This window comes from Sphingomicrobium nitratireducens, assembly GCF_026157035.1.
Classification (GTDB): Bacteria; Pseudomonadota; Alphaproteobacteria; order Sphingomonadales; family Sphingomonadaceae; genus Sphingomicrobium; species Sphingomicrobium nitratireducens.
Genome location: NZ_JANJZA010000001.1, coordinates 897501 through 910091, shown reverse-complemented (window position 1 = coordinate 910091; position 12591 = coordinate 897501). Strand labels below are relative to the sequence as shown.

At 66.0% G+C, this 12591-nt stretch carries 17 protein-coding genes, 1 tRNA gene and 1 pseudogene; 10 read left to right on the top strand and 9 right to left on the bottom strand.

Features of this window, described 5'->3' with window-relative positions; genetic code table 11:
- Genes aroQ through aat form a run of 6 tightly spaced genes read left to right on the top strand, consistent with a single transcriptional unit; the run spans window position 1 to window position 3824 of the window.
- On the top strand, window positions 1-522 hold the full coding sequence (gene aroQ, locus NNY25_RS04610) for a type II 3-dehydroquinate dehydratase (RefSeq protein ID WP_338112478.1): 522 nt from the start codon (window positions 1-3) through the stop codon (window positions 520-522).
- On the top strand, window positions 494-1000 hold the full coding sequence (gene accB, locus NNY25_RS04605) for an acetyl-CoA carboxylase biotin carboxyl carrier protein (protein WP_265570173.1): 507 nt from the start codon (window positions 494-496) through the stop codon (window positions 998-1000). Before aroQ ends, accB begins: the two co-directional genes overlap by 29 nt.
- Before the next feature lie 7 nt (window positions 1001-1007).
- The gene (gene accC, locus NNY25_RS04600; RefSeq protein WP_265570172.1) at window positions 1008-2375 is read left to right on the top strand and encodes an acetyl-CoA carboxylase biotin carboxylase subunit; all 1368 of its coding nucleotides are present in this window, start codon (window positions 1008-1010) and stop codon (window positions 2373-2375) included.
- A complete protein-coding gene (locus NNY25_RS04595; RefSeq protein WP_265570171.1) occupies window positions 2372-2734 on the top strand; it encodes an ACT domain-containing protein in 363 nt (120 codons plus the stop codon). The genes accC and NNY25_RS04595 overlap by 4 nt, the downstream gene beginning before the upstream one ends.
- A complete protein-coding gene (locus tag NNY25_RS04590; protein ID WP_265570170.1) occupies window positions 2731-3078 on the top strand; it encodes an ArsC/Spx/MgsR family protein in 348 nt (115 codons plus the stop codon). Before NNY25_RS04595 ends, NNY25_RS04590 begins: the two co-directional genes overlap by 4 nt.
- Window positions 3079-3089: 11 nt before the next feature.
- Window positions 3090-3824, top strand: coding sequence for a leucyl/phenylalanyl-tRNA--protein transferase (gene aat / locus NNY25_RS04585; RefSeq protein ID WP_338112477.1), 735 nt, complete (start codon window positions 3090-3092; stop codon window positions 3822-3824).
- 35 nt (window positions 3825-3859) lie between these two features.
- On the opposite strand, the pseudogene NNY25_RS04580 reads toward aat, so the two are convergent.
- The 5 genes and pseudogenes from NNY25_RS04580 to NNY25_RS04560 form a co-directional block, all read right to left on the bottom strand.
- Window positions 3860-4096: pseudogene (locus NNY25_RS04580) on the bottom strand (DUF2155 domain-containing protein); the annotation flags it as partial.
- 142 nt (window positions 4097-4238) lie between these two features.
- Window positions 4239-4622: an NADH:ubiquinone oxidoreductase subunit NDUFA12 gene (locus NNY25_RS04575; protein ID WP_265570169.1), complete on the bottom strand. Its 384-nt coding sequence runs from the start codon at window positions 4620-4622 to the stop codon at window positions 4239-4241.
- Between the two features lie 44 nt (window positions 4623-4666).
- A complete protein-coding gene (locus NNY25_RS04570) occupies window positions 4667-5062 on the bottom strand; it encodes a DUF192 domain-containing protein (RefSeq protein ID WP_265570168.1) in 396 nt (131 codons plus the stop codon).
- 59 nt (window positions 5063-5121) lie between these two features.
- The gene (locus NNY25_RS04565; RefSeq protein WP_265570167.1) at window positions 5122-5661 is read right to left on the bottom strand and encodes a cold-shock protein; all 540 of its coding nucleotides are present in this window, start codon (window positions 5659-5661) and stop codon (window positions 5122-5124) included.
- Between the two features lie 145 nt (window positions 5662-5806).
- Window positions 5807-6358: a regulatory protein RecX gene (locus NNY25_RS04560; RefSeq protein WP_265570166.1), complete on the bottom strand. Its 552-nt coding sequence runs from the start codon at window positions 6356-6358 to the stop codon at window positions 5807-5809.
- A gap of 107 nt (window positions 6359-6465) precedes the next feature.
- Here NNY25_RS04560 and NNY25_RS04555 point away from each other — a divergent pair, with 107 nt between their 5' ends.
- The 4 genes from NNY25_RS04555 (at window position 6466) to nusG (ending at window position 9357) form a co-directional block, all read left to right on the top strand.
- The gene (locus NNY25_RS04555) at window positions 6466-8223 is read left to right on the top strand and encodes a fatty acyl-AMP ligase (RefSeq protein WP_265570165.1); all 1758 of its coding nucleotides are present in this window, start codon (window positions 6466-6468) and stop codon (window positions 8221-8223) included.
- A 60-nt stretch (window positions 8224-8283) separates the two neighbouring features.
- Window positions 8284-8359, top strand: a tRNA-Trp gene (locus NNY25_RS04550).
- 241 nt (window positions 8360-8600) lie between these two features.
- Window positions 8601-8798, top strand: a complete 198-nt coding sequence (gene secE, locus NNY25_RS04545; RefSeq protein WP_265570164.1) for a preprotein translocase subunit SecE — start codon at window positions 8601-8603, stop codon at window positions 8796-8798.
- Window positions 8799-8820: 22 nt separating this feature from the next.
- Complete coding sequence (gene nusG / locus NNY25_RS04540; RefSeq protein ID WP_265570163.1) at window positions 8821-9357, top strand: transcription termination/antitermination protein NusG; 537 nt, start codon at window positions 8821-8823, stop codon at window positions 9355-9357.
- 15 nt (window positions 9358-9372) lie between these two features.
- Here nusG and NNY25_RS04535 read toward each other — a convergent pair whose 3' ends face one another.
- From NNY25_RS04535 to NNY25_RS04520, 4 genes are read right to left on the bottom strand one after another with little or no spacing between them, the layout of a single operon-like run.
- Entirely contained in the window at window positions 9373-10440 is a 1068-nt protein-coding gene (locus NNY25_RS04535) for a sulfotransferase (protein ID WP_265570162.1), read from the bottom strand.
- Window positions 10440-10826, bottom strand: a complete 387-nt coding sequence (locus NNY25_RS04530; RefSeq protein WP_265570161.1) for a hypothetical protein — start codon at window positions 10824-10826, stop codon at window positions 10440-10442. The genes NNY25_RS04535 and NNY25_RS04530 overlap by 1 nt, the downstream gene beginning before the upstream one ends.
- Window positions 10823-11068 carry a hypothetical protein gene (locus tag NNY25_RS04525; RefSeq protein WP_265570160.1) on the bottom strand — a complete coding sequence of 82 codons (246 nt, stop codon included), beginning with the start codon at window positions 11066-11068 and terminating at the stop codon, window positions 10823-10825. Before NNY25_RS04525 ends, NNY25_RS04530 begins: the two co-directional genes overlap by 4 nt.
- Window positions 11044-12381, bottom strand: a complete 1338-nt coding sequence (locus tag NNY25_RS04520; protein WP_265570159.1) for an arylsulfotransferase family protein — start codon at window positions 12379-12381, stop codon at window positions 11044-11046. Before NNY25_RS04520 ends, NNY25_RS04525 begins: the two co-directional genes overlap by 25 nt.
- Window positions 12382-12591: the final 210 nt, after the last annotated feature.

Here is a 12591-nt window from a genome sequence, read left to right as displayed (position 1 = left end):
ATGACAACGCCACAGATCCTCGTGCTCAACGGGCCGAACCTCAATTTGCTCGGCACGCGCGAGCCTCAGGTCTACGGGGCGCAGAGCCTCGACGACATCACCGTGGCGCTCCACGAGCGCGCCGCGCAGCTGCGCGTGCAGGTGACGGTCAAGCAGACCAATCACGAGGGCCAGCTGATCGACTGGCTCCACGAGGCGCACGAGCAGGAGGTCGGCGCGGTCATCCTCAACGCGGGCGGGCTGACGCACACGTCGGTCTCGCTGCGCGACGCGGTCGCCGCCATCGCGGTGCCCGTCATCGAACTTCACTTGTCCAACCCCTATGCGCGCGAGCATTTCCGGCGACAGAGCCTGATCGCGCCGGTCAGCCGCGGCGGCATCATGGGCCTCGGCCCCCAGGGCTATCTCTTGGCTCTGGACGCGGCGGCCCGCATCAGCCTAGGGGGACCGCAAAGCCCGGCGCGTGAGCGCCCGCAACAACAGAGGGAACCCGATGGCCCATCAAAAGAACAACGGCACTGACGACGCCAAGATGCGCGTCGACGGCGCGCTGGTTCGCGAACTGGCCGAGCTGCTCAGCGAGAACGAGCTGACCGAAATCGAAGTCGAGGACGGCGATCGCAAGATCAAGGTGCGCCGCGAAGCGACCGCCTTCGTCGCCGCGCCGATGGCCGCGCCCGCGATGGCCGCGCCGAGCGCGCCTGCGCCCGCAGCTGCCGCGCCTGCGGCTGCCGAAGCGTCGGCGCCCGCGACCGAGGAAGTGAATGGCGACGCGGTCAAGTGTCCGATGGTCGGCACCGCCTACATGTCGCCCGAACCCGGCGCCAAGCCGTTCATCACCGAGGGTGCCAGCGTCAAGGAAGGCGACACGCTGCTGATCGTCGAGGCGATGAAGGTCATGAACCCGATCACCGCGCCCAAAGCGGGCACGATCCGGAAGATCATGGTCGCCGACGCGCAGCCGGTCGAATTCGACCAGCCGCTCGTCGTCATCGGGTAGGCGCCGCGTGGCCAAGATCCAGAAACTGCTGATCGCCAATCGCGGCGAGATCGCACTGCGCATCCATCGCGCGTGCCACGAGATGGGCATCAAGACGGTCGCGGTCCACTCGACCGCCGATGCCGACCAGATGCACGTCCGCCTCGCCGACGAGACGGTGTGCATCGGCCCCCCGCCCGCGGGCCAGTCCTACCTCAACATCGCCAACATCATCTCGGCCGCCGAGGTGACTCATGCCGACGCGATCCACCCGGGCTACGGCTTTCTTTCCGAGAACGCCCAGTTCGCCGAGATCGTCGAGAGCCACAACATCATCTGGGTCGGCCCCAAGCCCGAGCACATCCGCGTGATGGGAGACAAGGTCGAGGCCAAGCGTACCGCCGCCAAGCTCGGCCTGCCGCTGGTCCCGGGAAGCGACGGCGCCCTCGAAAGCGTCGAGGAAGCCCGCGAACTCGCCGCCGAGATCGGCTATCCCGTCCTCATCAAGGCCGCAAGCGGGGGAGGCGGGCGCGGCATGAAGGTCGTTCCCGAGGAAAGCCAGCTCGAAAGCCTGATGGGCCAGGCGGCTTCCGAGGCGAAAGCCGCGTTCGGCGACGCCACCGTCTACATGGAGAAATATCTCGGCGACCCGCGCCACATCGAATTCCAGGTGTTCGGCGACGGCGAAGGACAGGCAATCCACGTCGGCGAACGCGACTGCTCGATCCAGCGCCGCCACCAGAAGGTCATTGAGGAAGCCCCCTCCCCCGTCATCAGCGCCGAGCAGCGCACCGAGATGGGCGAGCGCGTGCGCAAGGCGATGGCCGACATGGGCTATCGCGGCGCCGGCACGATCGAGTTCCTCTACGAAAATGGCGAGTTCTACTTCATCGAAATGAACACCCGCCTGCAGGTCGAGCATCCCGTCACGGAGATGATCAGCGGTCTCGACCTCGTGCGCGAGCAGATCCACGTCGCGCAGGGCGACGGGCTGACCGTTCGTCAGGAAGACCTTCGCCTGTTCGGCCACGCGATCGAATGCCGCATCAACGCCGAGGACCCGCGCACCTTCGCGCCCTCGCCCGGGACGGTCGACCGCTACGTCGCGCCCGGCGGCATGCACGTGCGCGTCGATAGTGGGCTTTACGCCGGCTACAAGGTTCCCCCTTATTACGACAGCATGATCGGCAAGCTGATCGTCTACGGGCGCAACCGCGACAGCTGCATCCTCCGCCTCAAGCGCGCGCTCGAGGAATTCGTCGTCTCGGGCCCCGGCATGAAGACCAACGTCCCGCTCCACCAGGACATCATCCAGACCGAGGCCTTCAGGACCGGCGAGTACACGATCAAGTGGCTCGAACAGTGGCTCAAGGATCAGGAGCAGGAGCAGGCGTGAGTGCGCTGAAGCCGGTACTGTTCGCGCAGGAATACGGCTTCGCCTCGCTCCCCGCGGTACCCGACGGTCTGGTCCCGCTGGCGACTTTCGCCGAAGCGGAGGGCCTCTCGATCATCGCCGAAACCTTGGCGCTTGCGGCGGTCGGCGTCGCGCACCAGGGCGGCCATGCGCGCATCAGCCTCGATCTGGAAAGCGCGCTCGACGGGGTCGGGCTTACCGCCGCCATCGCGGCCGCGCTGGCCGGCGCGGGCATTGCCTGCAACGTCGTCGCCGCGTTCCACCACGACCACCTCTTCGTGCCGTGGGAGCGGCGCGAAGAGGCCCTCGCTCTCATCGCCTCGCTGGAGAACCCGCTATGACCAAGACCGCCCGCATGACCTACACCAGCCGCTGCGGCACCGCGCGCAAGACCAAGGCGATCCTCGAGGAGGAAGGCTACGAGGTCGAGACGATCGATTATCTGGACGGCGCCCTGTCGCGCGAGGAACTGGCCCGGCTGTACGATCGCGCCGGCCTGACCCCGCGCCAGGGCCTGCGCGCCAAGGAGGAAATCGCCAAGGGACTGAACCTCGCCGACGCGTCGGACGAGGAAATCCTCGACGCGATGATGCAGCACCCGATCCTGATCGAGCGCCCGCTGGTCGAGACGGTCAAGGGCGTCGTGCTGGCGAGGCCGCAGGACAAGGTGCGCGAAATCCTCTAGGCTGACGCGCGATGGCGGACGTGCTCGATCCAAGGATGCTGCTGCGCGGTTACGGCGCAGGCATCTTCCCGATGGCCGACAGCCGCGACGCGCCCGACATCTTCTGGGTCGAGCCGCGCGAACGCGCGATCATCCCGCTCGACGGCTTCCGCCTGTCCAAGAGCCTTGCCAGGACACTGCGCCGCGAGCCTTTCGACGTCCGCCTCGACACCGCCTTCCACGACGTCCTGCGCTGCTGCGCGGCACGCTCGGAAACGTGGATCAACGAGACCATCGAACGCGCCACGCTCGGTCTCCACGCGGCGGGACACGCGCATTCGGTCGAATGCTGGAAGGACGGCGAATTGGTCGGCGGGCTCTACGGCGTCCGCCTCGGCGGCGCCTTCTTCGGCGAATCCATGTTCAGCATCGCCACCGATGCCAGCAAGGTCGCGCTCGCCCACCTCGTCGCGCGAATGAAGGCGGGCGGTTTCGCGCTGCTCGACTGCCAATTCATGACCGACCATCTCGCCTCGCTCGGCGCGATCGCGGTCGGGCGGGACGAGTATCTCGAGCGCCTGGCTCAGGCGTTGTCGTCAGGGACTTCCGGGGCCTCAGACGCCTCGGCGCTCGGCGTTTCCTCGGCCGGAGCTTCGTCGCCGCCCTCGCTGGTGGCGCTCGACAGGTTGGACGATCCGGTGCGGGCCGCAGGGGCCGCCGGTCCTTCGGGGAAGCTCATCGTGCAGCTCTTGGGCCAAACGTCGTAGACCGGGTGCTCGACGACGTTTAGCGACGGCGATTCCTTGTAGATCCACCCCGAAAAAACGCGGTCGTACTGGTTGCTGCCGCGCCGCCTCACGTCGAGCTGGATGAAGGCCCCAGTGAGCTTCTCGGGCTCCCACGGGGCGGTCGTCTCGCAGGCCCGCAATCGCACGATCGCATCGCCCACCCGCTGCGCCTGGCCGGGCTTCAGTTCGAGATTCTCGACAAGATTGTTGCGCTTATTGAGCAGGCCGATGACCGCGACGCGCTCGCCCATCGGGGTCACGCCCTCGGTTCCGGGGCCCGCGATCGGCGTATCGGTCGTGACCGGGCCCTCCTCGCCCGCCTCGTTGCGGTCGGGCACGCGCGCGTCGCACGCGGCCAGCGCGAAGCAGGCCGCGAGCGCGGTCAGGGTCGGCTTATTCGGGCTTCCAGGCTTCATAGTCGCCGGTCGCCGCCGGTCGCTTGCCCGCCCCGCCGAGCGAGCCGCCCGGTCGGTAGGCCGACAGCGTGCCGGTCAGGTTGGGAAGCGGGTCCTTCTCGAAGGACCGGCGCGGGGGCAGCGCCTTGTCGGGCACCTCGTCGATCGTCCCGCGCAGCCAGGCGTTCCAGCCCGGCGGCACGCGGCTCGAATCGTTCGAACCCTCGTAGATCACCCAGCGGCGCGACGGGTCCTTGGCGTGGGCGTAATAGACATTGCCCGCCGCATCGCGGCCCATTTCGGTGCCGTGGCGCTTGGTGAACAGGGTGGTGCCGAGGCTGGCCCCGTTCCACCAGGTGAAGAGATTGGCGATCATTCCCATAGCGTGGGTGCCTTTGCCCGCTGGAGCGCCCGCTGGCAAGGCGCTCAATCGTCCCAGCGGACCATGTCGCCGGGCTGGATGCCGAGTTCGGCCGACCGCCCGCCAGGGATCTCGAGCGCCGCGACGGCGGGTTCCTGCGAACTGATCGGCTGGAGCGACATCGGCAGCGCCTGTTCCTCGATCCGCGCGATCGTCCCGTCCTCGCGGATGAACACGATGTCGAGCGGGATGTAGGTGTTCTTCATCCAGAAGCCGAGCAGGTCGGGCGCGGGGTAGAGGAAGATCATCGCCTCGTTCGGCTCCAGCGACTGGCGGAACATCAGCCCGCGCGACTGCTGTTCGAGCGTGCGCGCCACTTCGGAAGTGAACACGTGCTTCTTGCCGTCCTGGGTGGTGATCGTCACGTCGACGAGATCGAGCCCTGCAGGCGACGTGCGCACTTCGGGTTCGGCCTTGCAGGCGGTGGCGGGCGCCGCGAGGCAGGCGGCCAGAAGAAGCGTCAGGGCAGGCGCAAGGCGACCGCGGTCAGCCCTTTCTTGCCCTCGGCGATGCGCGCGTCCATCCGGTCGCCCGGCTGGAGGTCCGGAATTTCGGCGACCCGCACCGTTTCCATGTGCACGAAAATATCGGGCGATTCCTCGCCCGACCTGTTCACGAAGCCGTATCCACGCACGCGATTGAACCATTTGACCTCCACCGGCTCGAACGGACCGGCATCGTCGAGAAGTGCGACGCGATCCGCCCGTTCGCCGTGAGACATGGACGGACGCGGCTCGTACGGCAAGGCCGTCGAGAGGTCGATGTCGTGAACTTCGCGCGCCTGCCAGCCTCGCGCCTGCTCGATGGCGGTAAGGTCGACCGTGGCGCCCTCGGGCAGGCTGCGCCGGTCATGGTCGGCAAGGATGGAGAAATGGACGAGGATATCGCCGTCGATGTCGTCGCTGACGACGAAGCCGAAGCCGCGGGTCGTGTCGAACCACTTGACCTGGCCGCGCACGCGCACGCCTTCCGACGCCGCGGATGGAACGGACGCCGGCACATGCCCCTCTTCGAGTCGCTCGCGGTTTTCCAATACTCTTTCGCCTACTTGCATACGCCAGGCGCCTCCCGGCCATGAATGTAGCACGCTTTTGCTCTGTCGGGAAACCGACACAGCATTGATCTGCAACTGATATTAACCGAAATTAAATCGCTTCCGCCAGTCTTTCGTGGTCGGGCTCCTCGCCAGGCGCCAGATCGACGATCGCGCGCACCAGGGCGAACGGGTGTCCGGCGCGCAGCATCGATGCGATCGCCTTCTCCCGTCTTGCCGGGTCGGGACGCTCGGACGCGTAGGGACCGACGCGCTTGCGGCGTGCGAAATGGAGCGCAGCTTCGACCGAATGTTGCTCGGCGATGCGGCGCGCCTCGCCGGCCTGCTCGTCGGCGATCCCGTCGGCATAGAGCTGCTGGTCCAGCCGGCGCTTGCCGTATCCGCGCGAGGCGAGCGAACGCGCCCGCGAGGCCGCGAAGGCGGCATCGTCGACATAGCCCAGTTCGACGAAGCGGTCCGCGATCCGGTCGGCGTCGGCGGGACGAGCCCCTGCCCAGCCCCGCTCTGCGATCTTGCGCGAAAGGTAGCGCAGCAGCTTGGCGCGGCTGGTGGCATAACGCCCCACATAATGCAGGGCCAGCGCCTCCAGCGCCTCCTCGTCCAACGGTCTGGGCGCCCTGCGGCGCGACGAATTTCGCGTCATTACGCCATGTTTGTGCCATAGTGTCGCGGCAGGTGGCTAGCTGGCTTGGAACAGGGGCCAAAGGGGACGTGTCCCCGTGCCGGACTAACAGCTCAGGAATTTCATTCGTGGTCGAACCCACCGATCTCGCGCCCGAGGGCGCAACCCCGACGACCGACACGCAGGCGCGTCGCCTGTCCGACTTTAGCACGGTCGGTGAAGCGCTCGACTATGCGGCCGAGGGACGTCGCGGGATGAATTTCCACGATGCGCGCGGGACTCTGCTGCGCACCTACCCCTATGCCGAACTTCGCGAAGACGCGCTGGCCATGGCCCAGCGTTTCATGGCGATGGGGCTCGAGCCGGGCGATCGCGTCGCGCTGGTCGCGGAAACCAACCCCGATTTCGCCGCCTGCTTCTTCGGTGCGGTCTATGCAGGCCTTTGGCCGGTGCCGCTGCCGCTGCCGACCAGCTTCGGCGGGCGCGACAGCTATACCGAGCAGCTCGACGTGATGCTGCAGTCGTCCGACCCGCAACTGTTTCTCTACCCGGCCGAACTGGAAAGCTTTACCACCGAAGCGGCCGAACGCCGCGAAGTGAAAGCGATGAGCTGGGAGAAGCTGGCCGAAATGGAGGCCGGCGACGCGCCGCTTCCAGAGGCGGACGAACACGCTATCGCCTATCTCCAGTACAGCAGCGGCTCGACCCGTTTCCCGCACGGGGTCGCGGTCACGCACCGCTCGCTGCTCGACAACCTGCGCGCGCACGGCCTCGGCCTCGACATGCAGGACACTGACCGCGTGATCAGCTGGCTGCCATGGTACCACGACATGGGCCTCGTCGGTTGCATGCTTTCGCCGATGGCGAACCAGCTTTCGGTCGATTACATGAAAACCGAGGATTTCGCCCGCCGTCCGCTGACCTGGCTCGACCTCATCAGCCGCAACCCTGGCACGACCCTCTCTTATTCGCCGACCTTCGGCTACGACATCTGCGCGCGCCGCATTTCCTCGCAGTCGCATCCCTCGGAGCGCTTCGACCTGTCGCGCTGGCGCATCGCGGGCAACGGCGCGGATATGATCCGGCCGGACGTGATGCAGCACTTCCTCGACATCTATTCGCAGGCCGGCTTCCAGGCCTCGTCCTTCTGCCCCAGCTACGGCCTTGCCGAGGCGACGCTTGCCGTCTCGCTGATGCCGCCGGGCGAGGGCATCCGCCTCGAACTGGTCGAGGAAGAGAAATTGTCGGGCGGTTCGCCTGCTCCGGGCGGCGACGACCGTCCGCAGCGCTACCGCGCCATCGTCAACTGCGGCAAGGCCGTCGAGGGCATGGAAATCGAGATCCGCGACCACGCCGACAAAGTGCTCGGCGACCATGCGATCGGCCGCGTGCTGTGCCGCGGCTCGTCGGTCATGGTCGGCTATTATCGCGACGAGGAATCGACCGCGGCCTGCCTCAGCGACGACGGTTGGCTCGACACTGGCGACATGGGCTATATGTCCGACGGCTACATCTTCATCGTCGGCCGCGCCAAGGACATGATCATCATCAACGGGCGCAACCACTGGCCGCAGGACATCGAGTGGGCGGTCGAGCAGCTTCCGGGCTTCAAGTCGGGCGACATCGCCGCCTTCGCGCTGACCAGCGACACGGGCGAGGAACTGCCCGCGGTGCTCGTCCACTGCCGCATTTCCGATCCGGGAGAGCGCGCTACGCTGCACGCCGAGATCAAGGAGCGGGTTCGCTCGATCACCGGCATCTCGCCGATCGTCGAACTGGTCCCGCCGCGTACGCTTCCGCGTACCAGTTCGGGCAAGCTGTCGCGAACCAAGGCGCGCAACCTCTATCTGTCGGGCGAAATCCAGCCGTTCGACGTCGCGGCCTAGGTCCGACCCTCAAAGGACTTGCATCGTCGCAGGCGCGCGGCTAGTCCCGCGCCTCGGCCTAGGGGCATAGCTCAGCTGGTAGAGCATCGGTCTCCAAAACCGAGGGTCGCGGGTTCGAATCCTGCTGCCCCTGCCAGGCCGTTTCGCCGCCGGTCGCAGCGCACTTTTCGCGCTGCGTCGGCAGGCTGCCAGAAAGTCGGGAAGCTGCAGGCACGAGGGGCCTGCAATCGCGTTTCCGTCTCTTGCAAAGCGCCGGTCGCGCCGCTACATCGCGACCCCATGCGGACATGGGTGTTCATGCTCCCCGACACCGGCACCGGCCGGCGGCGGGGGAAAGCTCCTACCCGAAAGCCGCGACGCGAAGAGGATTGAAGACAGTGGCCAAGGTAACCCCCGGCGAATTCATCAGGCAGGTGCGCTCCGAGACCTCGAAAGTGGTCTGGCCGACGCGCAAGGAAACCGTCACCACCGCGATCATGGTGCTGATCATGACCAGCATTCTCGCGATCTTCTTCCTCGGTACCGATTCGCTGTTCAGCGCGATCGTCCAGTTCCTCGTCGGCCTGCTCGGCTGATCGTCCCAGGAGAATTTCTGAAATGGCCCGCTGGTACATCATCCACGCTTATTCCGGTTTCGAGAACAAGGTGAAGGAAGCCGTGCTGTCCGAAGCCAAGCGCCTCGGCCTCGAGGACGCGGTCGAAGCGGTCGAAGTGCCGACCGAGACGATCACCGAGATCAAGCGCGGCAAGAAGGTCCAGACCGAGCGCAAGTTCATGCCGGGCTACGTGCTCGCCAAGCTGACCATGACCGACGACGTGTTCCACCTCGTCAAGAACACGCCGAAGGTGACCGGCTTCCTTGGTCCCAACGGCAAGCCGCAGCCGATCCCCGACGCGCAGGCCAACCGCATGCTCGACACCAAGGACGAGACCGCGGATGCGCCCAAGGTCACGATCAGCGTCGACTACGAGATCGGCGACAACGTCAAGGTGCTCGAAGGCCCGTTCGCGAGCTTCAACGGCATCGTCGAGGAACTCGATTTCGACCGTGGCCGCGTCAAGGTGTCGGTGTCGATCTTCGGTCGCGCCACGCCGGTCGAACTCGAATTCGACCAGGTCGAACTCGTCAAGTAATCGCGTCGGCCTCGCCTACAGCAGGCAGGCCGGCGAATTCCTCAATCGCTCGAACAGCGCCCCCGCCTCCTCGAGGAGCGCGGGGCTTGCGCCCATGTCGTCGCCATATTCGCTCATCGGGCGGAGCAGCATCTCGCCTTGCGCGACCGTGTCCGCATCGGGCGAAAGGCCGAGATGCGCGAGCAGCGCTGCGACCGGTTTCCCTGCGGTGAAGCGCGCCATGTCGAGAAAGCGCGCATGGTGCTGCCCTTCGAGAAAGCGGTAGGCGCAAATCCAGTAGTGCAGCCAGTAGTCGATCGTCGTGGTGGCGTGCGCCCTTGCGGCCGCATGCATGCCGGGAAACAGGATCGGGCGGTGTACCTTGCCGAATTCGAAATGGCCGATCTGCGCGGCGTAGTCGCGCGCGAATTCATGGGCGCCATGCGAGGCGATCGCGGCGCGATGCTGCTTGAGGAGCGAGCGCGCATGATCAATTGGCGCGCGCAGCGGGACCACGAAAAGCGCGTCCGGGAAAGTTTCCGCGAGCGCGTCGAGCCGTGCGATGTTGGCATTGTTCTTGGATACGTAGCGTCGGGTCGGATCGGGCTTGCCCGCGCGCGAGACGATCAGCGCGCGCATATGATCGCGCAGTCTCTCGGCAAAGGCGTCGGGCAGCCGTTCCCACGGCTTGATACCCTCGGGGTGATAATGGTTGGCCTGCCCGCGCAGCCACAGCACTTCCTCGAAGGCTTCCGGACTGTCGACGTCGACCATGATGCCGTCGCCGTGCGAGCGCTCTTTCTTGTCCTGCCGCACTTGGAACCGGCGCGTCATCCCCCGCCACACGATCGGCGAGAGAATGAAGGGCATGTCGCGGTGTGTATGCGTGACCACGGCGGGATGACGGCTCAGGATCTCGAGGAGGATGGTCGTGCCGGCACGCGCGGGCGCGGTGATGAAGATGGGCGCGGTGACCGGCTGCTCGGCGATCGCCTTGCCGTAGCGCTTTCGCTCCATGTCGAGCAGCACCTGCTGCGGCATGGTCGAGCCGAAGGCGAGCTTGTGGACCATGCGGTCCGCCCAGCCATAATCCTCGAGCGCCATCAGGCAGCCCTCCGTGCAACCTTGCGCCACGCCCAGGGCGCAGCGGCGACGGCAATCGTGCCGACCACCACGAGAGGATGGATCGTGAAGGAAAGGAATTCGGTCGGGCTGAACCAGCCGCGCACGTCCCCGAGGATGACGGGAGCGGCAGCCGCGCCGAAGACCACGACCAGCGCCAGCGAAAGCGTGACCGTTCGGATCAGAAGCTGAAGCGCGGCGCGCTGCACCGCCTTCTCCTTCTCCTCGTCGCTCATCGTCGAGCGCAGGACGGCGAATGCCTCGCGCATCCGGGCGAGGAGCGTACGGGTCAGCGGGATGATGCGCAGCCGTTCGGCCGCCACCACAAGGAGGAGGCAACTCGCGACATAGGCCGCGAGGAGGCTCATTCCTCGCCTGCCTCCGCCGCGACGACCGTGTCGTCGGACTTGGCGCGCACGCGCTTGAGCATGCGCTTGACCGGGTACCAGACGAAGCCGAACAGCATCAGCAGCAGAATGCCGAGGAAGCTCAAGGTCGAGCCGAGCGCGCTCAGGCCCGCGCCGACGCCCATATAGGCATGCGCCGGGGCGGGAAGAACGGTGGCCGCGAGGACCAGCGCCGTCATCAGCTGAAGTTTGCGTTGGGACATTTGAGGTCCACTCCTTCGTAGAAATCCGACGGCAGGCGAATGCCGAGGGAGATTAGCGAACTATAGGTGTCGTCGAAAGGCAGGCGGTAATCCCACACGACCTTGCCCGTCTCGGTCACCTCGAGCATGCGGCCCTGCATTGATTCGGTGATAAGGCGATTGCCGTTGGCGAGCAGCTGGTGCGCGCCCATGATCTCGGACGAAAAATAATCGTCCTGTCCCTTGGGGAACAACTTCTCCGTCTTCCCGCTGGCAGGGTCGAAGCGCACGATCTGGCTGCCGGGCTTGCGGTTGCCGTAGGTGCCGGGGCGATTGTTGAAGAGCTCGATCGTGCCGTCGGCCATGATGTCCGGATCGTGCTGCATCACCCACGGCCCCTCGCGGTTCCACAGGATCTTGCCGGTGTCCTTGTCCATGATGACGATCATGTGAAAATCGCGCAGCGACAAAAGGAGGTCGCCCGCTTCGACGCCGTCGATCCTGGCGGCGAGTTCGGGAGTGACGACCTCGATCTCGTTGAGGTGCGTGAGGTCGGCGAAATTGGAGCGCGCGCTGTCGAACATCGCATTCTCGAGGCCGGCCTCGTAGACCGCCTCCATCAGCGAGAATTCGCGCAGCACCTTGCCGTCGGCGCCGAGCAGCATGACGGTATCGTGGAAATAGGTATGGTGGCTGCGCTTCTCGACATCCTCCTTGGTGACCCCGTCGGGCAGGAAGATGGCGGGCGTCTCGTTGATCGGCTTGTGGCTCGGGATCCAGTAGGTGCCGTCCGGATTGGCGGTCACCGCGTGGTGCGCGGGTTTCCTCAGGCGCCACACGGGCTGCGAGCAGCGATCGAGCCGCGCCGCACCCAGATGCCCGAAATTGAGCACGATCGACCCGTCCCTGAGCGGCGCCATGCCCTGGATGAAATAATGGTTCTTCGACGCCGGGATGCGGTGCGCGGGGATGAACTCCTCGGCATCGGGAAAGATGCGGAAGAAGTCGGCGTCCCAGCGATGCAGCTCGCGGCCCTCGGCATCGATCAGGCGGATCTGCGCGCCGCCCGGAAACAGGCCTTGGATCAGCGTCGGGCCAGGCTCGACTTCGTCCTTGGCCAGCGTGATGACGCCCTCGCCGTCGTAGGTCCGCTCGATCAGCATTTCAGGATGATCGCGCAGCTGGGTATCGACCACGCTGTAGACCGTTTCCGCCTGTTCGAGCAGTCCCGCGAAAACAGGGTTGCCGGCCGCGCCGGCAACGCCCGAAAGCGCAGCCAGCGCGACGATCGCCGACATCTTGGCGACGCGGTCCATGACTGAGGTCTTTTCCATCACCGCTCACGCTAGCGGAAAAATGGTAAACGACCGGTTTATAGTCGAGGAAGTCGTGAGCGGCCCTCGCCTAGTCAATGCCGAATTTCCCGTCGACCGCGCGGGCGGCTGGAGAATGGCCGAACGCCTGGTGCTTGGGTGGGACAACGGCTTCCAAGGGGAGAACAAGGGACGGTCCAAGAAAAGCGCTGTTGCGCCAGAGGCTTGGAT